Genomic DNA, 22,065 nt, shown 5'->3' with positions numbered 1-22,065 from the left:
CGGCCGTTGGCGGATGGAGTTCCGCAGCGCTGGCCAGGGCTGCTATTCTGCCCGCACCGGTGAACCCAGCGCCAAGGATCGTTACCATCAGCTTGCAAGCCTCCCCGGCATTGAGCGCCTTGCGCGATGCCACCCGCGACCTTCACGCCGGGCTCGACCGCCACTCGCCACTGACAGCCGCGCAATTGGACATCGCCACCTATGCCCGGCACGCATATCGCGTGCTGGGCTGGATGCAACCGATGGAAGCGAGCCTCTATGGCGCTGCCACGCCCGTGGAGTGGCGCCGGGCATTAGGGGCCGAGCGGCGGGCACATAAAGTGCACTGGTTGCGCCAAGACCTGCTCGACAGCGCCCATACCCAGCCCGTGGAGCCCTGCCCGTTCGCCCCGCACCCGCACTCGCTGGCCGAAGCCTTCGGGTTGAGCTACGTGTGCGAAGGGGCGACGCTGGGTGGGGCCTACCTCTTCAAACAGTGGCAGAACCGCCTGCAACCCCTGCAACTTCACTGGCTGCGTGGCTATGGCGAACACACCGGTGCACTTTGGCGCGCTTGGCAGCAGGCGCTGGCCGAGCATGTGCGCAGCCCTGAAGACATCCACGCAGCAGCCGCAGCCGCTTGTGTGGCGTTCGAGTCGTTCCGGCGTTGGGTGGTGGACATGCCCGCACACCCCGCCAGCCCTTAGCCAAGCCTTGCTGGCTCAACCGTGCAGAGACTCGGCGGCGTACAGCGTGTTTTCCAGCAGGCAAGCGCGGGTCATCGGGCCCACGCCGCCCGGTACCGGGGTGATCCACCCGGCGCGCTGCACCGCGGTGTCGTACACCACATCGCCTACCAGCCGGCCATCGGCCTGGCGATTGATACCCACATCGATCACGATGGCGCCGGGTTTGATCCATTCCCCCTTTACCAGCCCCGGCCTGCCCACCGCGACCACCACCAGATCGGCGCGGCGCACGTGGGCTTCAAGGTTGGCAGTGAAGCGGTGGGTCACGGTGACCGTGCAGCCGCCCAGCAACAGCTCCAGCGCCATGGGCCGGCCGACGATATTGGAGGCCCCTACCACTACGGCATCCATCCCGTATAGGTCTTGCCCGGTGCTCTGCAGCAGGGCCATGATGCCCTTGGGCGTGCAGGGCCGCAGCAGCGGCATACGCTGGGCCAGCCGGCCGAGGTTATAAGGGTGGAACCCGTCTACGTCCTTGTCGGGGCGAATCCGTTCGAGCAGGCGCGACGCCTCCAGGTGCGGCGGCAGCGGCAATTGCAAAAGGATGCCGTCGATTTCCGGGTCGGCGTTGAGCCGGTCGATCAGCGCTTCGAGGTCGTGCTGGGGGGTGTTGGCAGGCAGGTCGAAGGCGTCGGAACGAAAGCCGACTTCTTCGCAATCCTTGCGTTTGTGCGAAACATAGACTTCGGAGGCTGGGTCCGTTCCCACCAGGATCACCGCCAGGCCTGGTACACGCAGGCCCTGCTGGCGGCGCTCGGCGACACGTCGGGCGATTTGCTGGCGGATGCCCCCGGCAATCGCCTTGCCGTCGATAAGTTGTGCTGTCATGACGCGTAATAAACCCTCGCAGGGTGGGAAAAAAGTGCGGCTATTCTCGCATGCCCGGCGCCCCGGTCAAAGGCATAAGGCCGGTGGAAACCGCTAAGCCCTTTATATCAATGCATTTTTTTCAAATAAAGGGTTGACGCCCCCCGGGGCCCTCTATAAGATCCGTCGCACTTGTCGGGCAGGGCCTAGCGCTGGTTCAGGCAGTCGGTAAAATCGCAGTGCGTTTCTGCTGTAGTTTTAACGATTGAGGCTGTTATTCGGCTGATTCAAAGTCGAAAAATAAGCGCCCGTAGCTCAGCTGGATAGAGCATCCGCCTTCTAAGCGGATGGTCGCAGGTTCGAGTCCTGCCGGGTGCGCCATACAGGCAGCTTTGGCACAAGTCACGCGATATGGTGGGCGTAGCTCAGTTGGTAGAGCACAGGATTGTGACTCCTGTTGTCGTGGGTTCGATTCCCATCGTCCACCCCATATTTCAAAAGGCGCCTGGTGAACAATCTGGCGCCTTTGCTTTAAGATAGCGTTTATGCGGACGTGGTGAAATTGGTAGACACACTGGATTTAGGTTCCAGCGGCGCAAGCTGTAAGAGTTCGAGTCTCTTCGTCCGCACCATTGATTCATGAAAAAGCCGCCTTTGCTGGGCGGCTTTTTCATTTCTGCCCTACGGCACGCCGACGATCAAGGCGGCGGCACCCGCACCCAACCCTCCATCAATACCCGCGCGCTGCGGCTCATGATCGCCTTGGTCACCTGCCATTGGCCATCGACCTTACGCGCCTGTGCACCAACCCGCAGGGTGCCGGATGGATGCCCGAAACGCACCGATTCGCGCTCGCCACCGCCCGCGGCCAGGTTCACCAGTGTACCCGGGATCGCCGCCGCGGTACCGATGGCCACGGCCGCGGTGCCCATCATGGCGTGGTGCAGCTTGCCCATCGACAGCGCGCGTACCAACAGGTCGATATCGGCCTGTTCCACCGGCTTGCCGCTGGATGCGGTGTAGGGCCGCGGCGGCGCCACGAAGGCTACCTTGGGCGTGTGTTGGCGTTTGGCGGCATCCTCCACCCGGGCAATCAGCCCCATGCGTACCGCGCCATGGGCGCGAATCAGCTCGAACGCCGCCAGGGCCTTGGGGTCGTCATTGATTGCGTTCTGCAGTTCGGTGCCGGTATACCCCAGTGCTTCGGCATTGAGGAAAATGGTCGGGATACCAGCGTTGATCAGGGTGACCTCCAAGGTGCCCACACCCGGCACCGTCAAGTCGTCGATCAGGTTGCCGGTGGGGAACATCGCGCCACCGCCACCCTCCTCCTCCGCGGCTGGGTCGAGGAATTCGAGCTGCACCTCTGCAGCGGGGAAGGTCACCCCATCGAGTTCGAAACCACCGGTTTCCTGCACCGCCCCGGCGGTGATGGGCACGTGGGCAACGATGGTCTTGCCGATGTTGGCTTGCCAGATGCGCACAGTGGCTACGCCATCGTGCGGTATCCGCGCCGGGTCGACCAAGCCCTGGGCGATGGCGAACGGCCCGACGGCGGCGGACAAATTCCCGCAGTTGCCGGACCAATCGACGAAGGCGCTGTCGATGGCCACTTGGCCGAACAGGTAATCCACGTCATGGTCTGGGCGCTGGCTGCGGCTCACGATCACGGTTTTGCTGGTGCTGGAGGTGGCACCGCCCATGCCGTCGATCTGTTTGCCGTAAGGGTCGGGGCTACCGATCACCCGCAGCAGCAGGGCATCACGGGCAGGCCCGGGGGTGCGGGCCGCTTCGGGGAGGGCGTCGAGGGTAAAGAATACCCCCTTGCTGGTGCCGCCACGCAGGTAGGTGGCGGGTATTTTCAGTTGGGCAGCAAACGTCATGGTGTTCTCCTGCTAAGCCGAAGCGGCTTCGAGAAAATCTTGGGCAAAGCGCTGCAACACGCCGCCGGCTTCGTAGATGGACACTTCTTCGGCGGTGTCTAGCCGGCAGGTGACCGGTACCTCCACGCGCTCGCCGCTGCGCCGCTGGATCAGCAGGGTGAGCGTGGCCCGGGGCGTGCGCTCACCGACCACGTCGAACAACTCGGTGCCGTCAATGCCCAGCGTGTGGCGGTTGGTACCCGGTTTGAACTCCAGGGGCAACACGCCCATGCCGATCAGGTTGGTGCGGTGGATGCGCTCGAAGCCTTCGGCGGCGATGGCCTCCACCCCGGCCAGGCGCACGCCCTTGGCGGCCCAATCCCGCGACGAGCCCTGGCCGTAGTCGGCACCGGCAATGATGATCAGCGGCTGCTTGCGCTGCATATAGGTTTCGATGGCCTCCCACATGCGCACCACTTGGCCTTCCGGTTCCACACGGGCCAACGAACCCTGCTTGACCTTGCCGCCGACCACGGCCATTTCGTTGACCAGCTTGGGGTTGGCAAAGGTTGCGCGCTGGGCGGTGAGGTGGTCGCCACGGTGGGTGGCGTAAGAGTTGAAGTCTTCCTCGGGCAAGCCCATTTTCAACAGGTATTCGCCCGCCGCGCTGCTGGCCAGAATGGCATTGGAAGGCGACAAGTGGTCGGTCGTGATGTTGTCACCCAGCACCGCCAACGGGCGCATGCCGCGCAGGTTACGGGCACCGGCCAACGCGCCTTCCCAGTAGGGCGGCCGGCGAATGTAGGTGCTTTGCGCGCGCCAGGCGTACAAAGGGGGTACCTGGGGCCCAGTGCGCTCCTCGATGGCGAACATCGGGATGTACACCTGGCGGAACTGCTCGGGCTTGACCGATGCACTGACCACGGCGTCGATTTCCTCATCACTGGGCCATAGGTCCTTGAGGCGAACCTCTTTGCCCTCTACCACGGCCAGCACATCGTTCTCGATGTCGAAACGGATGGTTCCGGCGATGGCATAGGCCACCACCAGCGGCGGCGAGGCCAGGAATGCCTGCTTGGCATAGGGATGGATACGCCCGTCGAAATTCCGGTTACCCGAAAGCACCGCCGTGGCATAAAGGTCGCGGTCGATGATTTCTTGCTGGATGGCCGGGTCCAGCGCGCCAGACATCCCATTACAGGTGGTGCAGGCGAACGCGACGATGCCGAAGCCGAGTTTTTCCAGCTCCACGCTAAGCCCCGCTTCGTCCAGGTACAAGGCTACCGTTTTCGAGCCAGGCGCCAGCGAGGTTTTTACCCATGGCTTGCGGGCCAGCCCCAGGCGGTTGGCATTGCGCGCCAACAGCCCTGCAGCGATGACGTTGCGCGGGTTGCTGGTGTTGGTGCAACTGGTGATGGCCGCGATGATCACCGCGCCATCTGGCAACTGCCCGGGGGTGGCTTGCCAAGCGCCAGCGATGCCGCGCGCGGTCAGTTCGCTGGTGGCCAGCCGTGCGTGGGGGTTTGAGGGCCCCGCCATGTTGCGCACCACGGTACTGAGGTCGAAATGCAGCACCCGTTCATACTCCACCGCGGCCAAGGTATCGGCCCATAGCCCCGCCTCCTGCGCATAAGTGTGCACCAGGCGCACCTGCTGTTCTTCGCGGCCGGTGAGGCGCAGGTACTCCAGGGTTTGTTCGTCGATCGCGAACATGGCGGCGGTGGCGCCGTATTCGGGGGCCATGTTGGATATCGTGGCCCGGTCGCCCAGGGTAAGGCTGCGCGCGCCCGGGCCATAAAACTCCAGGTAGGCGCCTACCACTTTTTGCTGGCGCAAAAACTCGGTCATGGCCAGCACGATGTCAGTGGCGGTAATACCCGGCTGGCGGTGCCCCGCCAGTTCTACGCCGATGATGTCTGGCAGGCGCATCCACGACGCCCGGCCGAGCATTACGTTTTCGGCTTCGAGGCCGCCTACCCCTACCGCAAGCACACCCAGCGCGTCTACGTGAGGGGTGTGGCTGTCCGTCCCGACCAGTGTGTCGGGAAACGCCACGCCACCTTGCACCTGCACCACCGGCGACATTTTTTCCAGGTTGATCTGGTGCATGATGCCGTTGCCGGGCGGGATCACATCGACATTTTCGAAAGCCTGCTTGGTCCAGTCGATGAAGTGGAAGCGGTCTTCGTTGCGACGGTCTTCGATGGCGCGGTTCTTGGTGAACGCATCGGGGTCGTAGCCACCACATTCCACCGCCAACGAGTGATCCACGATCAACTGCGTGGGCACCACCGGGTTGACTTTGGCCGGGTCACCGCCGCGCTCGGCAATCGCATCGCGCAGGCCGGCGAGGTCTACCAACGCGGTTTGCCCTAGGATGTCATGGCACACCACCCGTGCCGGGTACCAGGGGAAGTCCAGATCACGCTTGCGATGGATCAACTGCCCAAGCGAGGCGCCCAACTGCTCCGGGGCGCCGCGGCGTACCAGGTTTTCAGCCAGCACCCGCGACGTGTAGGGCAGGCCCGCCCAAGCACCCGGGACCAGCGCCTCGACAGCGCTGCGGGCATCGAAGTAGTCCAACGGGGTGCCAGGCAGGGGTTTGCGGTATTGAGTATTCATGGCGCAGGCTCACGGTCGATGGTCGCGGGCGGTGGCTTCTTGGGCCACCCTACCCGCCAGGATGCTCAGCGCGCCTCAAGCGGAACGAAACGGCGTTCGGCTACCCCGATGTACTCGGCGCTGGGGCGGATGATGCGATTGTTCTCACGCTGCTCGAACACGTGGGCGGCCCAGCCGGTGAGGCGCGAACAGACGAATATTGGCGTGAACAGCTCAGTGGGGATACCCATGAAGTGGTACGCCGAGGCATGGTAGAAGTCGGCGTTGGGGAACAACTTCTTCTGCTCCCACATCACCTTGTCGATCGCTTCGGACACCGCGTAGAAGCGCGAATCGCCGGCGTCTTCAGAGAGCTTTTTCGCCCAGTGCTTGATGACTTCATTGCGCGGGTCGCTGTCACGGTAAATAGCATGGCCAAAGCCCATGATCTTTTCCTTGCGCTCGAGCATGCCCAAAGTACCGCGGGTGGCGTCTTCAGCCGTGGCGAACGTTTCGATCATCGCCATGGCCGCCTCGTTGGCGCCACCGTGCAAGGGCCCGCGCAAGGCACCGATGGCTGCGGTGATGCAGGAGTACAGGTCTGAGAGGGTCGAGGCACAGACCCTGGCGGTGAAGGTCGAGGCGTTGAATTCATGCTCGGCGTAGAGGATCAGCGACACGTCCATCACCTGCCGGTGAAGGTCGCTCGGCGCCTTACCGTGCAGCAGATAAAGGAAATGCCCGGCGATGCCCACTTGGTCGCTGTCGGTTTCAATGCGCACGCCGTGGTGGGCGAAGCGGTACCAATAGCACATGATCGCCGGGAACAGCGCCAGCAGGCGGTCGGTTACTTCATGCTGGTGCTCAAAACCGCCTTCGGGCTCCAGCACCCCGAGAAACGACGCCCCGGTGCGCATCACATCCATCGGGTGGGCGCTGGCCGGTATGCGCTCGAGCACTTCCTTGAGCACCTGCGGCAGGCGCCGCAGCCCACGCAGTTTGGCCTGGTACGCGGCCAACTGCGCCTGGTTGGGTAACTCGCCGTACAACAGCAAGTAGGCCACCTCTTCGAACACCGCATGCGCAGCCAGTTCGCGCACATCGTAACCACGGTACGTAAGGCCAGCGCCAGCCTGCCCTACGGTAGACAACGCCGTTTGCCCGGCCACTTGCCCGCGCAAACCTGCGCCGCTCAATGTTTTCGCTTCCGCCATGAGAGTTCTCCCATTTTCTTGAAGTTGTTGTAGGGGGGGGAGGCCGCCGTTAGCCCTTGCCGCGCGCGAACAATTCATCGAGCTTTTGCTCGAAGGCGTGGTAGCCGATCGATTCGTACAGCTGCGCGCGTGTTTGCATGGTGTCGAGCACGGCCTGCTGGGTGCCGTCGCGGCGCAGCGCCGTGTACACGTTTTCGGCGGCCTTGTTCATCGCCCTGAAAGCCGAAAGCGGGTACAACACCATGGCCACGTCGGCCGCGCCCAGTTCTTCGGTGGTGAACAACGGGGTGGCGCCAAACTCGGTGATGTTGGCCAGGATCGGCGCGCCTACACGGGCGGCGAACTGCTTGTACATGCCAAGCTCGGTAATCGCCTCTGGGAACACCATGTCGGCGCCGGCTTCGATACAGGCCGCGGCCCGGTCCAACGCGGCTTCCAAGCCCTCTACCGCCAGTGCATCGGTGCGTGCCATGATCACGAAGCTGTCGTCGGTGCGGGCGTCTACGGCCGCCTTGACGCGGTCGACCATTTCTTGCTGGGTGACAATCTCCTTGTTGGGCCTATGGCCACAACGCTTGGCGCCTACCTGGTCCTCGATGTGAATGGCCGCGGCACCAAACTTGATCATCGAGCGCACCGTGCGCGCCACGTTGAAGGCAGAGGAGCCAAAGCCGGTGTCGACATCCACCAACAGCGGCACGTCACACACATCGGTGATGCGGCGCACATCGGTGAGCACGTCGTCCAGGTTGCTGATGCCTAGGTCCGGCAGCCCCAACGAGCCTGCCGCCACGCCGCCGCCCGACAGGTAAATAGCCTTGAAACCAGCGCGCTGCGCCAGCAAAGCGTGGTTGGCGTTGATCGTACCGACGATCTGCAGCGGCCGCTCGGTGGCCAGGGCTTGGCGAAAGCGCTCGCCGGGGCGTGTCAGGGTCATACTTCACCTCCGTTGTTGTTCTGTTCGGTGCTGGGCAACTGCCTTTCGATGTTGCGCCGGGATGCGGCGATATGCCGGCGCATGAGCAACTCGGCCAACTCGCCGTCACGTTCGGCGATGGCGTCGAGGATGCGGTGATGTTCGGCGAACGCCTGGTGCGGCCGGTGCGGCGTGGCTGAAAACTGGATGCGATACATGCGCACGCGCTGGTAGAGCTCTTCGCACAGCAACTCGCTCAAGGTGCGGTTGCCGCTGCCCTGGATGATCCGGTAGTGGAAATCGTGGTCGCCTTCCTGCTGGTAGTAGCCCACCCCCGCTTGGAAGGCCTCGTCGCGCTCGTGGGTGTCCAACACCTGGCGCAACTCGTCGATCTGGGCCGTGCTCATGCGTGCGGCGGCCAGCCGGCAGGCCATGCCTTCCAACGATTCGCGGATTTGGTACAGCTCGATTAACTGTTGGTGGCTCAGGGAAACCACCCTCGCCCCTACATGGGGCACACGCACCACCAAGCGCTGGCCCTCGAGGCGGTGAATCGCCTCACGCAACGGGCCACGGCTCACACCGTGGGTGCGCGCCAACTCCGGCTCGGAGATTTTGCTGCCGGGGGCGATGTCGCCGCGCACGATGGCGGCCTGCAGGCGGCGGAACACGTGTTCGGCGATGGTTTCGGCTTCGTCGCTGCTGGGCAGGGTGATGAGAGTGGCTTCGGTCATGTGTCGACAATTTATTAGGTTTATGCGGCAAAGCTAGCGCCAATCGGCCATGTGGTCAATAGATTGTCGACACAAAGTTACGAAACGGCAAGGCGCACGGGAGGCTGGGCGCCATCGCTTGACGCGCAGGTTCCGGGCAGGGTTTCGAGGGAGGCAGGACAAAGCAGCGGCAACTGACGTGCCGTGGGCTTTCGGGCGCTTTGAGCAGTTAACGGGTGGCTTGCAGCGTTATTAGCCTTACGGCCGGCGACTCAGTGCAATACGCGAGGGCCTTCGTCGCGTTCGAAGTCACCTTCGACCAACCGCCCGGCCATTTGCACGCCAACGCTGAGCATGGCTTTAGCCACCTCGACATGCTGACCCTGCAGGAAAACCTTGGCGTCTTCAGAGAAATCGAGGGTAACCAGCGACCCTTCATCTTCGGCGCGACGCAGTTCGATACGGCCATCTGGCAGTTCGACGATTTCAAGAAAAGACGTGGACATAAAGGGGCAGGTCTCCAATGAAGGCCTGCCATTGTAGCAGCGCTTTACTGAATCAGCACTCACTGAGGCCTTCGCGAAAGCGAATGGCCAATGCTTTGAGCTGCTGGCGCCATTGCTCCAGGGTTTGCACCTGCAACACGGCGGGCTCTTGCTCGTCGAGATTGAGCGCTTGAATGAGCGGCGTGGTCACGTCGTGCTTGGCTTTGGCCGGCGCTTCGCGCGGGGGTTGGAACAGCCCCTCGAAGGCGGCCAGCAACTGCGCCAGCCAGGTTTCCGGTTGCTGGGCCAACTCCACCAACTCAGCGAGTTCGGGGTTGGGCGCCGCCTCCAGCGTTTGGCGAGTCAAGTAAACCTGCGCGCGGGGGGCGTTGCTGTCGGCCAAGCGGTAGAACCCGGCGATTTCGTGGCATAACCCGAGCAAGGCACCGTATAGGTGAAATAACACCGCCTCGCGCCCAGCTTGGGCCAGGGCCTGTGCATTCATGGCCGCGCCCTCCTCAGCCTTACCCAAGGCCTCCAGGGCCAGGCCCGCGAAATACAGCTTCTGGTTGGTTCGGGTGTAACGCTCGTGGGCCATGGCATGTCTCCAAAAGTGTATTCAGCGCTTGTCTTCGACCTTCCAGCTCTTGCCGTCGAAGAATGCGCGCCAACCGGTCGGCTTACCCTCGACCTCGGTTTGCACATATTGCTCCTTGGTTTTGCGGCTGTATCGGATCACCGCTGGCCGGCCATCGGGGTCCTTGGCCGGTGCGCCTAGCAAGAAGTGGTACTTGGGGTCGATTTCGGCTTTGTGCGGGATAAGCTCGAGCACCAGCGGCGCCCGGGTTTCACGGTTCTTCGGGAACTGGCTGGCCGCCAGGAACAAGCCCGAGGCGCCATCGCGCAATACGTAGGTGTCGTCGACCTTTTCGCACTTGAGCTCCGGCATCTTAACTGCATCCATCTTGGGCGGCGCGGCTTCGCCATTACGCAACAGCTTGCGGGTGTTCTTGCATTCGGGGTTGGTGCAGCCAAAGAACTTACCGAAACGGCCGGTTTTAAGTTGCATTTGGCTGCCGCACTTGTCGCATTCCAAACTCGGCCCTTCGTAACCCTTGATGCGGTAACTGCCCTGCTCCACCTCATAGCCGGGGCAATCGGGGTTGTTGCCGCAGATGTGCAACTTGCGCTTCTCATCGACTAGATAGGCATCCATTGCAGTGCTGCAGATCGGGCAACGGTGCTTGGTCAGCAGCAGCCGCGATTCAGACTCACCTTCGTCGTCGGCGGCGATTTCGTCGCCGGGCACCAGGTTGATGGTGGCCTTGCAGCGCTCCTTTGGCGGCAGGCTGTAGCCGGAACAGCCTAGGAACACACCGGTGGAGGCGGTACGCACCATCATGTGCCGGCCGCACTCCGGGCAGGGAATGTCGGTGGGCGTGGGCTGGTTGGCGCGCATGCCATGGTCGCTGTCTTCGGCCGATTCGAGCTTTTGCTTGAAATCGCCGTAAAACTCATCAAGCACGTTCTTCCAGTTACGCTCGCCCTGGGCGATGTCGTCGAGGTTCTCTTCCATACCGGCGGTAAAGCCGTAATCCATCAGGTTGGCAAAGCTTTCAGACAAGCGCTCGGTGACGATATCGCCCATTTTTTCCGAATAGAACCGGCGGTTGTGCAATGTTACGTAACCGCGGTCCTGGATGGTCGAGATGATTGCCGCATAGGTGGACGGCCGGCCAATACCGCGTTTTTCCATTTCCTTGACCAGGCTCGCCTCGGAATAGCGTGCCGGCGGCTTGGTGAAGTGCTGGGTAGGGTCGAGCTTCAACAGCGTGAGCGCTTCGCCTTGGCCCATGTCTGGCAACACTTCGTCTTCACCGGGCTTGCTCTGCTGCGGTTGTATGCGGGTATAACCGTCGAACTTGAGAATGCGGCCCTTGGCGCGCAGCTCAAAGCCGCTGGCCATTACCGTGATGGTGGTGGACAGATATTGCGCCGGCGTCATCTGGCAGGCCAGGAACTGGCGCCAGATCAACTCGTAAAGCCGCTCGGCGTCACGCTCCATGCCCGAGAGTTGGGTAGGCGCGGTGTTCACGTCGGAGGGGCGAATCGCCTCGTGCGCCTCCTGGGCGCCTTCTTTGCTGCTGTACAGGTTCGGCTGCGCCGGCAAGTAGGCGGCGCCGAATTGCGTGTCGATATAGCCCCGGGCCATGTCCAGCGCATCTACCGACAGGTTGGTCGAATCGGTACGCATGTAAGTGATGTAGCCCGCCTCGTATAAGCGTTGGGCCATCATCATGGTTTTTTTCACACCGAAGCCCAGGCGGTTGCTCGCCGCCTGCTGCAGGGTGGAGGTAATGTAAGGCGCCGACGGCTTGCTGCTGGTGGGTTTGTCTTCGCGCTTGGTAACGCTATAGCTCGATGCCTTGAGCTTGGTCACCGCGGCCATGGCCTGGGCTTCAGTGACCGGTTTGAACGCCTCGCCGCCTTCGCGCACCACCTCGAAACGCACCTTGGCATTGCCCTGGCCGCTCAGGTCGGCGTGCAGCTCCCAGTATTCCTGGGGGTTGAACGCGCGGATTTCGCGCTCGCGCTCGGCGATCAGCTTGACCGCCACCGACTGCACGCGCCCGGCCGAGAGGCCGCGGGCGATTTTTTGCCACAGCAGCGGTGACACCATATAACCCACTACACGATCGAGAAAACGCCGTGCCTGCTGGGCGTTGACCCGGTCGATGTCGAGGTCGCCCGGCTGGGCGAAGGCATCCTGGATGGCCTTCTTGGTGATTTCGTTGAACACCACGCGCTTGTAGCGAGCATCATCGCCGCCGATGGCCTCACGCAGGTGCCAGGCGATGGCTTCCCCCTCGCGGTCCAAGTCGGTCGCCAGATAAATGGTATCGGCATCCTTGGCCAGCCGGCGCAGCTCTTCGATGACCTTTTCCTTGCCGGGCAAGATCTCATAGTGGGCCTTCCAGCCGTGCTCCGGGTCCACGCCCATGCGCGCCACCAACTGGCGCCGGGCTTTTTCCTTGGGCGAAACGGCAGGCGCTTCGGCCACCGCCTTGCTTTTTTTGCCAGCGGCCTTGGCTGGCTCCTTGGTGGCACTGGCCGAGCCGCTGGTGGGGAGGTCTCGGATATGGCCGATACTCGACTTCACCACGTATTGGTTGCCCAGATACTTGTTGATGGTCTTGGCCTTAGCCGGGGATTCCACGATGACCAGCGACTTGCCCATGGATTGGAAATTTCCTAATGCTGAAGAAAGAGAGCGATTACGCCCTTCGAGGCACCGCTATATATAGTGGTGAAAAGGTGAGGTCAAGCGCGATGCCTATGCGCCATCACCGGCGCCGAGCTCGAAAAGGCCCGGCTGGGCCTGTACCAAAGCAAAGCGCGGCACCTGCTCGCCATCGACATCGACCGACTCCAGAAACATGCTCAAAGGCCTGACCCACAGGCCGAAATCGCCGTACAGCGCCTGGTAGACCACCACCCAGTCCTCGGTTTCGGAATGCCGGGCGGCACCGAATACCCGATATTGCGGGCCCTTGTAATGGCGATACAGGCCAGGTTGTAGCTGCATGGGTCACTCCCGGTCAAAGCGTTTCAATTTTTTTGAAGCAGAACGAACGCCGGGGCGCTGGTAAGGTGTTCGGAAGTTAGCACGAACTTCTGAACACCTTGCCAGGCCCCGACGCGGGTCAACCTCGGCGGGCGGCTAAACCCGTTCGAACACCGTGGTAATGCCCTGGCCCAAGCCAATGCACATGGTGGCGATGCCCAGCCGGGCGCCCTTTTGCTCCATCACGTTGAGCAGAGTGCCGGAAATCCGTGCACCAGAGCAACCGAAGGGGTGGCCCAAAGCGATAGCGCCTCCGTGCAAGTTAACCTTTTCATCCATTTTGTCGAGCACCTTCAGGTCTTTGAGCACCGGCAGGGCCTGTGCCGCGAAGGCTTCGTTGAGCTCGATGCAGTCGATATCGGCAATCGTCAGGCCGGCGCGCTTGAGCGCTTTTTGCGTCGCAGGTACCGGCCCATAGCCCATGATCGAGGGATCGCAGCCGGCCACGGCCATGGCGCGAATCACCGCCAACGGCTGGATGCCGAGGTCTTGCGCGCGCTGGGCCGACATCACGATCATGCACGAAGCGCCGTCGGTAATCTGTGAACTGGTGCCCGCGGTCACGGTGCCGCTTTTAGGGTCGAACGCGGGCTTGAGCGCCGCCAGGCCCTCAAGGGTGGTTTCCGGGCGGATCGTCTCGTCGTAGTCGAACACCCGCAGCAGGCCATTCTCGTCATACCCCTCCATGGGGATGATCTCGTTCTTGAACAAGCCTTCGACGGTGGCCTTGTGGGCCAATTGGTGCGACCGTACACCAAAGGCGTCCTGCCGCTCGCGGCTGATGCCATGCATCTTGCCCAACAGCTCGGCGGTCAGGCCCATCATGCCCGAGGCCTTGGCCGCGTGCAGGGACAGCTGCGGGTTAGGGTCCACGCCATGCATCATGCTCACATGGCCCATGTGCTCGACGCCACCGATCACGTACACATCGCCATGGCCGGTCATGATGGCTTGGGCTGCGGTATGCAATGCGCTCATCGACGAGCCGCACAGGCGGCTGACCGTTTGCGCGCCCGCCGTGTGAGGGATGCGCGTCATCAGTGAAGCCATACGGGCGATGTTCCAACCCTGCTCCAGGGTTTGGTTGACGCAACCCCAGATCACGTCCTCGACCTCGGCCGGGTCTACCTTGGGGTTGCGCGCCAACAGTTGGTCGATCAGGTGCGCCGACATGTTCTCGGCGCGGGTGTTGCGATGCATGCCGCCCTTGGAGCGGCCCATGGGTGTGCGGCCGAAGTCGACGATCACCACATCTCTTGGATTCAAGCTCATATCAGATCTCGCTCAATAGTCGGGCGGCTCAACCGAAGAAACGCTGGCCTTGGGCGGCCATCTCACGCAACTTGGCAGTGGGTTGGTACAGCGGGCCGAGTTCGGCATAACGGTCGGCCTGGGCCACGAACTCGGCCACGCCGATCGCGTCGATGTAGCGCAGCGCGCCACCGCGGAAGGGCGGGAAGCCGATGCCGTAGACCAAGCCCATATCGGCCTCGGCGGCGGTTTCGACGATGCCGTCTTCCAGGCAGCGCACGGTTTCAAGGCACAGCGGGATCATCATCCAATTGAGGATGTCGTCGTCGGTCAATTCTCGCTGTTCGTACACCACCGGCTTGAGCACGTCGAGCACCGAAGGGTCGGCGACCTTTTTCGGTTTGCCCTTTTTGTCGGTTTCGTAAACGTAGAACCCCTTGCCGTTCTTCTGGCCCAGGCGGCCGGCATCGTACAGTGCATCGATGGCCGAGCGGCGGTCGTCCTTCATGCGGTCGGGGAAGCCTTCGGCCATCACATCACGGCCATGGTGGCCGGTGTCGATGCCGACCACATCCATCAGGTAGGCGGGGCCCATCGGCCAGCCGAACTTTTCCATGACCTTGTCGATGCGCACGAAATCCACGCCAGCGCTGACCAGCTTGGCGAAACCACCGAAGTATGGGAATAGCACCCGGTTGACCAAAAAGCCCGGGCAGTCGTTGACCACAATGGGGTTCTTGCCCATTTTCTTGGCATAGGCCACGGTGGTGGCGACCGCCTGCTCGCTGGACTTCTCACCGCGGATCACTTCGACCAACGGCATCATGTGCACCGGGTTGAAAAAGTGCATACCCACGAAGTTTTCCGGCCGCTTGAGCGCTTGGGCGAGCAGGCTGATGGAAATGGTCGAGGTGTTGGAGGCCAAAATCGTGCCCTCATTGACGTGGCCTTCGACTTCGGCCAGTACTGCCTGCTTGACCTTGGGGTTCTCCACCACAGCTTCGACCACGATATCGACAGTGCCGAAGTCGCCGTAGCTCAAGGTCGGGCGAATGGCATTGAGCGATTCGGCCATTTTTGCAGGGGTCAGGCGGCCCTTTTCAACCAGTTTGCCGAACAATTTGGCGGCCTCTTTCAGGCCCTGCTCGATGCCTGCCTCGTTGATATCCTTCATCAGGATCGGCGTGCCCTTGGACGCCGACTGGTAGGCGATGCCACCGCCCATGATACCGGCACCGAGCACGGCGGCCTGGTTCACTTGCCCGGCCAGTTTGTCGTAAGCCTTGGCTTTGCGCTTGAGTTCCTGGTCGTTGAGGAACAGCCCGATGAGACTTTGCGCGGCAGGTGTCTTGGCCATTTTCACAAAACCGGCCGCCTCGACCTCGATCGCTTTGTCGCGACCGAGCGCGGCCGCCTTCTGGATCGACTTGATCGCCTCGACCGGGGCCGGGTAGTTCGGCCCGGCCTGGCCCGCGACAAAGCCCTTGGCGGTTTCGAACGCCATCATCTGTTCGATCGGATTAAGCTTGAGCTTTTCCAGTTTCGGCTGGCGCCGGGCCTTGTGGTCGAGTTCACCGGCCACCGCGCGCCGGAGCAAGTCTAGCGCCGCATCGCGCAGCAGCTCCGGGGCCACCACCGCATCTACAACGCGAACCTTCAGGGCCTCATCGGCACGGTGCTCCTTGCCCGCGGCGATCCATTCGATGGCGTTGTCGGCCCCGATCAAGCGTGGCAGGCGCACGGTGCCGCCAAAGCCTGGGTAGATACCGAGTTTTACTTCTGGCAAGCCCACCTTGGCGGCCGTGGACATGACCCGGAAATCCGCCGCCAGGCACATTTCCAGGCCGCCGCCCAGGGCGATACCGTTAATGGCGGCCACCGTGGGCACCGGCAAGTCTTCGAAATCGCTGAAGATGCGGTTCACTTCGAGGTTGGCGGCGAGCAGTTGATCGTCGGGCAACCGGAAATTGGCAACGAACTCGGTGATGTCGGCGCCAACGATGAACACGTCTTTACCGCTGGTGACCAACACCCCGGCCAAGCCTGCATGGCCCTTGAGCGTATCGACGGCGTGGCGCAGTTCCTCGAGCGCCAGGCGATTGAACTTGTTCACGGACTCGCCCTTGAGGTCGAACTTCAGTTCGACGATGCCGGCTTCGAGCGCCTCGAGCGTGATGGCTTTACCTTCGTAAATCATCAACTGATCTCCAGATGGAAACATGATTGGGCCCCGGCCAACCCTGAAGGGCCTGCCCGCCGGGGCGAAGCGGACGGTGCATCGGGCAAACGCCCGATTCATACGCCCGTTTGATTGGGGTGTGCACACCTTCTGCGAAAAGCTAAAAATTGTCAATCAGGCGAAATGGACGCCGGATGGGGCATTTTTTCGATCCGTGCAGGGCGAAAAAATGCCCCTTCGGCGCGTGCGCGAAGTGCCCAGCGGACATCTCAGAAGCTTCGTACCCGGGTTGGCGGGTGATGCCGCCGCCGAGCAAGGCGCCGTGACACGCCTTAGTAGGCGCTAGGGTGAGGAAAGCAGCGCGGCCGGCAGCAAAAAGCGCTGCCAAAAGGGGTGTAGCTAGCTTCTGAGACACCACACGGGCGCGGTGCTTAGCAAAAGTAGCACGCCCAGGCTTACCTGGCTGCGGGCGGGCGTTATAGGGAAAAAACCCGGGGTTTTTCCTGGCTAAGGGGCGTATGATCGGCGCCACAGCTTTCCGGCCTGCCTGGCCACCCCGGCCCGATCCTTGCGATCGGGCTTTTTAATGCGGCTACGCCAGCGCGCGCAGCCCGGCGGCAATGGCCTTGGGGTCGCCCTGCTCGCCCCAATACACCGCGACCACGTGGTGGTTCGCCTCGGCCTTCCACACGTCAGCGGGCCACTGGGAAAACACCTGTAATAGATTTTCGCATTCACACGGTTCGCGCCATTGGTTCACCCACAGGCCCGGTTGTGCCTGCCAATAGCACCAGGTGTCCATCCTGCCCAACTGGCGGGGCACCGCATATTGCGCGCAGGTGCCGGGCGGCGCGGCCTGAAGCCAATGGGGCCACTGCTGCGGTACCAACTGCATGGCCACACCCAACCGCCTCGCTTCAAGCCGCGCTGCCATGCGCCCGCTTTGGCGGCGCGAGGGTTTGAGCCACGCCAGCGGGCTAAGCACCACGAGAATGATTGACAGCACTATCCAGACCGTCATATCTAGACCCCGGTACACAGACGAGTCAGGCTGACCGATGTCAGAACACTCGTACAAATAACGACCATACTTACACTCATGCCATTGCTGGGAGTACTTGCCATGTCCTATCAACAGATCTTGGTCGCTGTCGACCTGACGGAAGAATGCGACCCGGTCGTCAACCGGGCGCAAGCACTCGCTGAAAGCACCGGCGCCCGGTTGTCGCTGGTACATATTGTCGAGCCCATGGCCATGGCCTTCGGCGGCGACGTGCCGATGGACCTGTCGCAGTTGCAACAACAACAATATGACCAAGCCATGGAACGCCTGGAAAAACTGCTGGCCAAGTTCCCCACACTGTCAAAGGACGATGCCCACCTCACCTATGGCCAACCACGCCAGGAAATCCACCAGTTGGCCAAGCAAAAGGGCATCGACCTGATCGTGGTCGGTAGCCATGGCCGGCACGGGCTGAAGCTGCTACTGGGCTCCACCTCCAACGATGTGTTGCATGGCGCCCCCTGCGACGTGCTGGCGGTACGCCTGAAAGAACCTGCCGCGGGCGATAAGGCCAAGCCAGTGGATGACATCCCAGACAACACGGCCTTCTGAGCCGTAAGCTGCAACCGTTTAGCTATCGAGCTCGGCCCACCGTTCTACCAGCGCATCGAGCTCGCGCTGCAGCTGCTCCAAGCGCGCCAGTACCGCGCTGGTGTCAGCCGCGGGCCGCTGGTAGAAAGCCGGCTGGCCGATTTCGGCCTGAACCGCCGCGATATTCGCTTCGAGGGCATCGATCTGCCCCGGCAGCGAATCCAGTTCGCGCTGCAGCTTATAGCTGAGTTTTTTCTTGCTTTCACCTGGCTCTACGGCCGGCGCGGCAGTGGTAGGTGCTACCACCGCGCTGGCCAGCTCCGGCTTGCCGGCTTTGTTTTCCTTGACGCCCAGCAGTTTCGGCGAGCCACCCTGGCGCAGCCAATCCTGGTAGCCGCCGACGTACTCGCGCACCACACCATCGCCTTCGAACACCAAGGTACTGGTCACCACGTTATCGAGGAATGCCCGGTCGTGGCTGACCATCAGCACCGTGCCCTTGAAGTTCGACAGCACCTCCTCGAGCAGTTCGAGGGTTTCGACGTCCAGGTCATTGGTGGGTTCGTCGAGTACCAGCAGGTTAGCCGGCTTGCTGAACAATTTGGCCAACAGCAGGCGCGCGCGCTCACCGCCCGACAGCGCTTTGACCGGCGTGCGGGCGCGTTGCGGGCTGAACAGAAAATCCCCCAGGTAGCTGAGCACGTGGCGGCTTTGGCCGTCGATATCGATGAAGTCGCGGCCTTCGGCCAAATTGTCGACAACGGTTTTCTCAAGGTCCAGTTGCAGCCGCAGTTGGTCGAAGTACGCCACTTCCAGCTTGGTGCCGGGCTTCACGCTGCCCGCTACAGGCTCGAGGTCACCCAGCATCAATTTAAGCAGCGTGGTTTTGCCAGTGCCGTTGGCACCCAACAGGCCGATGCGGTCTTGGCGCTGCAGCACCATGGAAAAGTCCTTGACCAGCATGGGGCCGCCTGGGTGCGCATAGCTGACGTTTTCGAGCAGCAGCACCTGCTTGCCAGACTTATCGGCCACCTCCAACTGGATGTTCGCCCGGCCCTGGCGCTCGCGCCGCTCACCACGCTCGGCACGCAGGGCCTTCAGTGCGCGCACGCGGCCTTCGTTACGGGTACGGCGGGCCTTGATGCCCTGGCGGATCCACACCTCTTCCTGCGCCAGGCGCTTATCGAACAGCGCGTTGGCGGTTTCCTCAGCGGCAAGTTCGGCCTCTTTATGGGCCAAAAAGCTGGCATAGTCGCCGTTCCAGTCGATCAGGTGGCCGCGGTCGAGCTCCAGGATGCGGGTGGCGAGGTTTTGCAGGAAAGCACGGTCGTGGGTGATGAACAGCACCGCACCGCCGAAGCCGTTCAGGGCTTCTTCAAGCCAGGCAATGGCACCGATGTCGAGGTGGTTGGTAGGCTCGTCGAGCAGCAACAAGTCAGGCTCGCTGACCAATGCTTGGGCCAGCAGCACCCGGCGGCGCCACCCCCCGGACAGCTCGGCGAGGGTTTTATCCGCAGGCAGTTGCAGGCGGCTCAGGGTGCTCTCGACCAATTGCTGCAGGCGCCAGCCATCCCGCGCTTCGATGTCCTGCTGCACGTCCATCAAGGCTTGTAGGTCCGCGTCGGTGACAATGTTCTGGCTCAGGTGATGAAAGCGCGCCAACAGTTCGCCCACGCCGGCCAAGCCCTCGGCCACCACATCGAAAACCGTCCGTTCGTCTGCCCGCGGCAATTCCTGGGGCAATTCGCCGATCTTCAAGCCCGGGGCACGCCAAATATCGCCCTCGTCGGGCTTTTGATCGCCACGCAGCAACCGCAGCATGCTCGATTTGCCCGTGCCGTTGCGGCCGATGATGCACACCCGTTCGCCCCGGGCGACCTGCCAGGAAACACGGTCCAGCAGAGGCATGGCGCCATAGGCAAGCGACACATCGCTGAGTTTGAGCAGGGTCATGAGATTCTCCAGAAACCGGGCGCGCATTCTACCCGACTTGCAGGCTTATTTGGGCGGCCGCACGGGTGCAGGGCTGGCCAAACATCCGGTTACCGTTCCATACCGGCTGGAATGCTATCGCCCCGGCCCGGCAACCCGCTAAGCTAACCAGCAACGCGCGGTCCATGCGCCGCCTTAATCGCATCACTCCGGAAGTCTCATGCGCAGTCGACTGTCCCGCCTCGTTTCCTGTGTTCTGTTGTTCTCCGCGGTCACCTCAAGCGGTGTACAGGCCGCCGACCTCGCTACCCAGCGGCAATTATACGACCAAGCCAAAAAGGCCCTGGCCAAGGGCGATAGCGCCCCGTACTTCCAGGCCCGCACTGCACTGGCCGATTACCCGCTGGAACCTTACCTGGCCTACGACGAGCTGACCGCGCGGCTACCGGCGGCGAGCGACCAAGAGGTCGAAGGCTTTCTCGCCGAGCACGGCGACCTGCCCCAGGCCAACTGGATGAAACTGCGCTGGCTGCGCCTGCTGGCAGACCGCGGCGACTGGGCGACCTTCGAGCGCTATTATTCGCCCAAGCTCAATTTCACCGAGCTCGACTGCCTCAATGCCCAGTACCAACTCACCCAGCCAAGCCTGCGCGCCGAAGCCTACGCCAATACCGAAAAGCTCTGGCTTAGCGGTAAAGACCTCCCCAGCACCTGCGATGACCTGTTCACCCGCTGGGCCGGCGAAGGGCAACTCACCGAGCAAAAGCGCTGGGAGCGACTGAAATTGGCAGTGCAAGCGCGCAACTTCAGCCTGGCGAACAGCCTGAGCAAAGGTTTGGTGACGCTGTCGAACCAAGGCAGGTTGCTGCTCAATGTTGCGCAAAAGCCTGAATTACTCAGCCAGCCGGCGATGTTCCGCCCAGTCGATGAGGCCATGAGCGATGTGGTCAGCTATGGCCTGCGGCGCCTGGCCAAGCAGAGCCCTGAGCAAGCCATGAGCCTGCTCGACGGTTACGCGGCCACCATGCGTTTCTCCGTCGAGGAGAAGGTTGCCATCGCGCGGGAGATCGGGCTGACCTTGGCACGCCAATACGACCCCCGCGCGCTCGACCTGATGGCCACCTACGACCCGGGCCTGAAGGATGACACCGTGACCGAGTGGCGCCTGCGCCTGCTGCTGCGCCTGGGCCACTGGCAAGAGGCCTACGACCTCACCCGCCAACTGCCGCCGTCGCTGGCCGAAACCAACCGCTGGCGTTATTGGCAGGCGCGCAGCCTGGAATTGGCGCAGCCGCGAAACCCGCTGGCCATGCAACTGTACCGAAGCCTGGCCAAGGAACGTGACTTCTACGGTTTCCTGGCCGCCGACCGTGCGCAGGAACCTTACCAGTTGACCAATCGGCCGCTGCCCTTGACCCAGGCCACGCTGAACAAGGTGCGCCGGGCGCCGGGGGTACGCCGGGCGCTGGAGCTCTACGAGCGCGGCGACATCGTCGCCGGGCGCCGCGAGTGGTACCACGTTACGCACCTGTTCGACCGTGACGAAATGGTTGCCCAGGCTAAGCTTGCCTATGACTTGGGCTGGTACTTCCCGGCGATCCGCACCATCAGCCAAGCGCAATACTGGGACGACCTGAACATCCGCTTCCCCATGGCCCACCGCGATACACTGGTGCGCGAATCCCGCCTGCGTGGGTTGCACGCCAGTTGGGCGTTCGCCATCACTCGCCAGGAAAGCGCCTTCATGGACGACGCACGCTCCGGCGTAGGCGCCATGGGCCTGATGCAACTGATGCCGGGTACCGCGAAGGAAACCGCGCGAAAATTCAGCATCCCCCTGGCTTCGCCGCAGCAGGCCATCGACCCGGACAAAAACATCCAACTCGGTGCGGCTTACCTGAGCCAGGTACAGAGCCAGTTCAATGGCAACCGGGTATTGGCTTCAGCGGCCTACAATGCCGGGCCCGGCCGGGTGAAACAATGGCTGCGCGGTGCCAATCACCTGAGCTTCGATGTGTGGGTGGAATCGATCCCGTTCGATGAAACTCGCCAGTATGTGCAGAACGTGTTGTCTTATGCCGTGATCTACGGCGATAAGCTTAATACTCCGCAGCCCATCGTGGAATGGAACGAGCGGTTTTTCGATGACCAGTGAGCC

The 22,065-nt window shown here is 62.4% G+C and carries 17 protein-coding genes and 3 tRNA genes; 6 read left to right on the top strand and 14 right to left on the bottom strand.

Translation table 11 applies throughout. The features are described 5' to 3' along the window. Positions 1 to 92: 92 nt before the first annotated feature. Positions 93 to 686, top strand: coding sequence for a biliverdin-producing heme oxygenase (locus tag HAQ05_RS16865; RefSeq protein ID WP_238935171.1), 594 nt, complete (start codon positions 93 to 95; stop codon positions 684 to 686). A gap of 15 nt (positions 687 to 701) precedes the next feature. Here the strand turns inward: HAQ05_RS16865 and folD are convergent, their stop codons facing one another. Beyond that, a complete protein-coding gene (gene folD / locus HAQ05_RS16860; RefSeq protein WP_190422636.1) occupies positions 702 to 1,556 on the bottom strand; it encodes a bifunctional methylenetetrahydrofolate dehydrogenase/methenyltetrahydrofolate cyclohydrolase FolD in 855 nt (284 codons plus the stop codon). A gap of 283 nt (positions 1,557 to 1,839) precedes the next feature. Between folD and HAQ05_RS16855 the strand changes: the two genes are divergently transcribed. From HAQ05_RS16855 to HAQ05_RS16845, 3 genes are all read left to right on the top strand, one after another. Continuing rightward, a tRNA-Arg gene (locus HAQ05_RS16855) sits at positions 1,840 to 1,916 on the top strand. A gap of 33 nt (positions 1,917 to 1,949) precedes the next feature. Next, positions 1,950 to 2,025, top strand: a tRNA-His gene (locus HAQ05_RS16850). 57 nt (positions 2,026 to 2,082) lie between these two features. Then, a tRNA-Leu gene (locus HAQ05_RS16845) sits at positions 2,083 to 2,167 on the top strand. A 66-nt stretch (positions 2,168 to 2,233) separates the two neighbouring features. Here HAQ05_RS16845 and prpF read toward each other — a convergent pair. The 12 genes from prpF to HAQ05_RS16785 all read right to left on the bottom strand — a co-directional run bounded on the left by prpF (position 2,234) and on the right by HAQ05_RS16785 (position 17,402). Beyond that, positions 2,234 to 3,418 (bottom strand): 2-methylaconitate cis-trans isomerase PrpF, encoded by a 1,185-nt coding sequence (gene prpF / locus HAQ05_RS16840; RefSeq protein WP_190422634.1) that lies wholly within the window; start codon positions 3,416 to 3,418, stop codon positions 2,234 to 2,236. A gap of 12 nt (positions 3,419 to 3,430) precedes the next feature. Next, complete coding sequence (gene acnD, locus HAQ05_RS16835) at positions 3,431 to 6,019, bottom strand: Fe/S-dependent 2-methylisocitrate dehydratase AcnD (protein ID WP_190422632.1); 2,589 nt, start codon at positions 6,017 to 6,019, stop codon at positions 3,431 to 3,433. A 65-nt stretch (positions 6,020 to 6,084) separates the two neighbouring features. After that, positions 6,085 to 7,212: a bifunctional 2-methylcitrate synthase/citrate synthase gene (prpC, locus tag HAQ05_RS16830; RefSeq protein WP_190422630.1), complete on the bottom strand. Its 1,128-nt coding sequence runs from the start codon at positions 7,210 to 7,212 to the stop codon at positions 6,085 to 6,087. Positions 7,213 to 7,261: 49 nt separating this feature from the next. Continuing rightward, complete coding sequence (prpB, locus tag HAQ05_RS16825; protein ID WP_190422628.1) at positions 7,262 to 8,149, bottom strand: methylisocitrate lyase; 888 nt, start codon at positions 8,147 to 8,149, stop codon at positions 7,262 to 7,264. Next, the gene (locus HAQ05_RS16820; RefSeq protein ID WP_190422626.1) at positions 8,146 to 8,862 is read right to left on the bottom strand and encodes a GntR family transcriptional regulator; all 717 of its coding nucleotides are present in this window, start codon (positions 8,860 to 8,862) and stop codon (positions 8,146 to 8,148) included. Before HAQ05_RS16820 ends, prpB begins: the two co-directional genes overlap by 4 nt. Positions 8,863 to 9,113: 251 nt before the next feature. Further along, the gene (locus HAQ05_RS16815; RefSeq protein WP_186517230.1) at positions 9,114 to 9,347 is read right to left on the bottom strand and encodes a hypothetical protein; all 234 of its coding nucleotides are present in this window, start codon (positions 9,345 to 9,347) and stop codon (positions 9,114 to 9,116) included. 52 nt (positions 9,348 to 9,399) lie between these two features. Further along, positions 9,400 to 9,924 (bottom strand): DUF6586 family protein, encoded by a 525-nt coding sequence (locus tag HAQ05_RS16810; RefSeq protein ID WP_190422625.1) that lies wholly within the window; start codon positions 9,922 to 9,924, stop codon positions 9,400 to 9,402. Positions 9,925 to 9,945: 21 nt separating this feature from the next. Beyond that, positions 9,946 to 12,564, bottom strand: a complete 2,619-nt coding sequence (gene topA / locus HAQ05_RS16805) for a type I DNA topoisomerase (protein WP_190422623.1) — start codon at positions 12,562 to 12,564, stop codon at positions 9,946 to 9,948. A gap of 96 nt (positions 12,565 to 12,660) precedes the next feature. Further along, complete coding sequence (locus HAQ05_RS16800) at positions 12,661 to 12,912, bottom strand: DUF1653 domain-containing protein (RefSeq protein WP_190422621.1); 252 nt, start codon at positions 12,910 to 12,912, stop codon at positions 12,661 to 12,663. 135 nt (positions 12,913 to 13,047) lie between these two features. After that, positions 13,048 to 14,223 (bottom strand): acetyl-CoA C-acyltransferase FadA, encoded by a 1,176-nt coding sequence (gene fadA, locus HAQ05_RS16795; protein WP_190422620.1) that lies wholly within the window; start codon positions 14,221 to 14,223, stop codon positions 13,048 to 13,050. A gap of 28 nt (positions 14,224 to 14,251) precedes the next feature. Next, a complete protein-coding gene (gene fadB / locus HAQ05_RS16790; RefSeq protein ID WP_190422619.1) occupies positions 14,252 to 16,399 on the bottom strand; it encodes a fatty acid oxidation complex subunit alpha FadB in 2,148 nt (715 codons plus the stop codon). Between the two features lie 574 nt (positions 16,400 to 16,973). After that, a complete protein-coding gene (locus tag HAQ05_RS16785; RefSeq protein ID WP_190422618.1) occupies positions 16,974 to 17,402 on the bottom strand; it encodes a hypothetical protein in 429 nt (142 codons plus the stop codon). A 102-nt stretch (positions 17,403 to 17,504) separates the two neighbouring features. Between HAQ05_RS16785 and HAQ05_RS16780 the strand changes: the two genes are divergently transcribed. Further along, positions 17,505 to 17,996 carry a universal stress protein gene (locus tag HAQ05_RS16780; RefSeq protein WP_190422617.1) on the top strand — a complete coding sequence of 164 codons (492 nt, stop codon included), beginning with the start codon at positions 17,505 to 17,507 and terminating at the stop codon, positions 17,994 to 17,996. An 18-nt stretch (positions 17,997 to 18,014) separates the two neighbouring features. On the opposite strand, the gene HAQ05_RS16775 is transcribed toward HAQ05_RS16780, so the two are convergent. Beyond that, positions 18,015 to 19,928 carry an ATP-binding cassette domain-containing protein gene (locus HAQ05_RS16775; protein WP_190422616.1) on the bottom strand — a complete coding sequence of 638 codons (1,914 nt, stop codon included), beginning with the start codon at positions 19,926 to 19,928 and terminating at the stop codon, positions 18,015 to 18,017. Between the two features lie 199 nt (positions 19,929 to 20,127). On the opposite strand from HAQ05_RS16775, the gene HAQ05_RS16770 reads away from it, so the two are divergent. Continuing rightward, positions 20,128 to 22,062, top strand: a complete 1,935-nt coding sequence (locus tag HAQ05_RS16770) for a transglycosylase SLT domain-containing protein (RefSeq protein WP_190422615.1) — start codon at positions 20,128 to 20,130, stop codon at positions 22,060 to 22,062. The last annotated feature ends 3 nt before the right edge of the window (positions 22,063 to 22,065 follow it).

The organism is Pseudomonas typographi (assembly GCF_014694385.1).
GTDB classification, from domain to species: Bacteria; Pseudomonadota; Gammaproteobacteria; order Pseudomonadales; family Pseudomonadaceae; genus Aquipseudomonas; species Aquipseudomonas typographi.
This window is presented reverse-complemented; position numbering and strand designations above follow the sequence as displayed.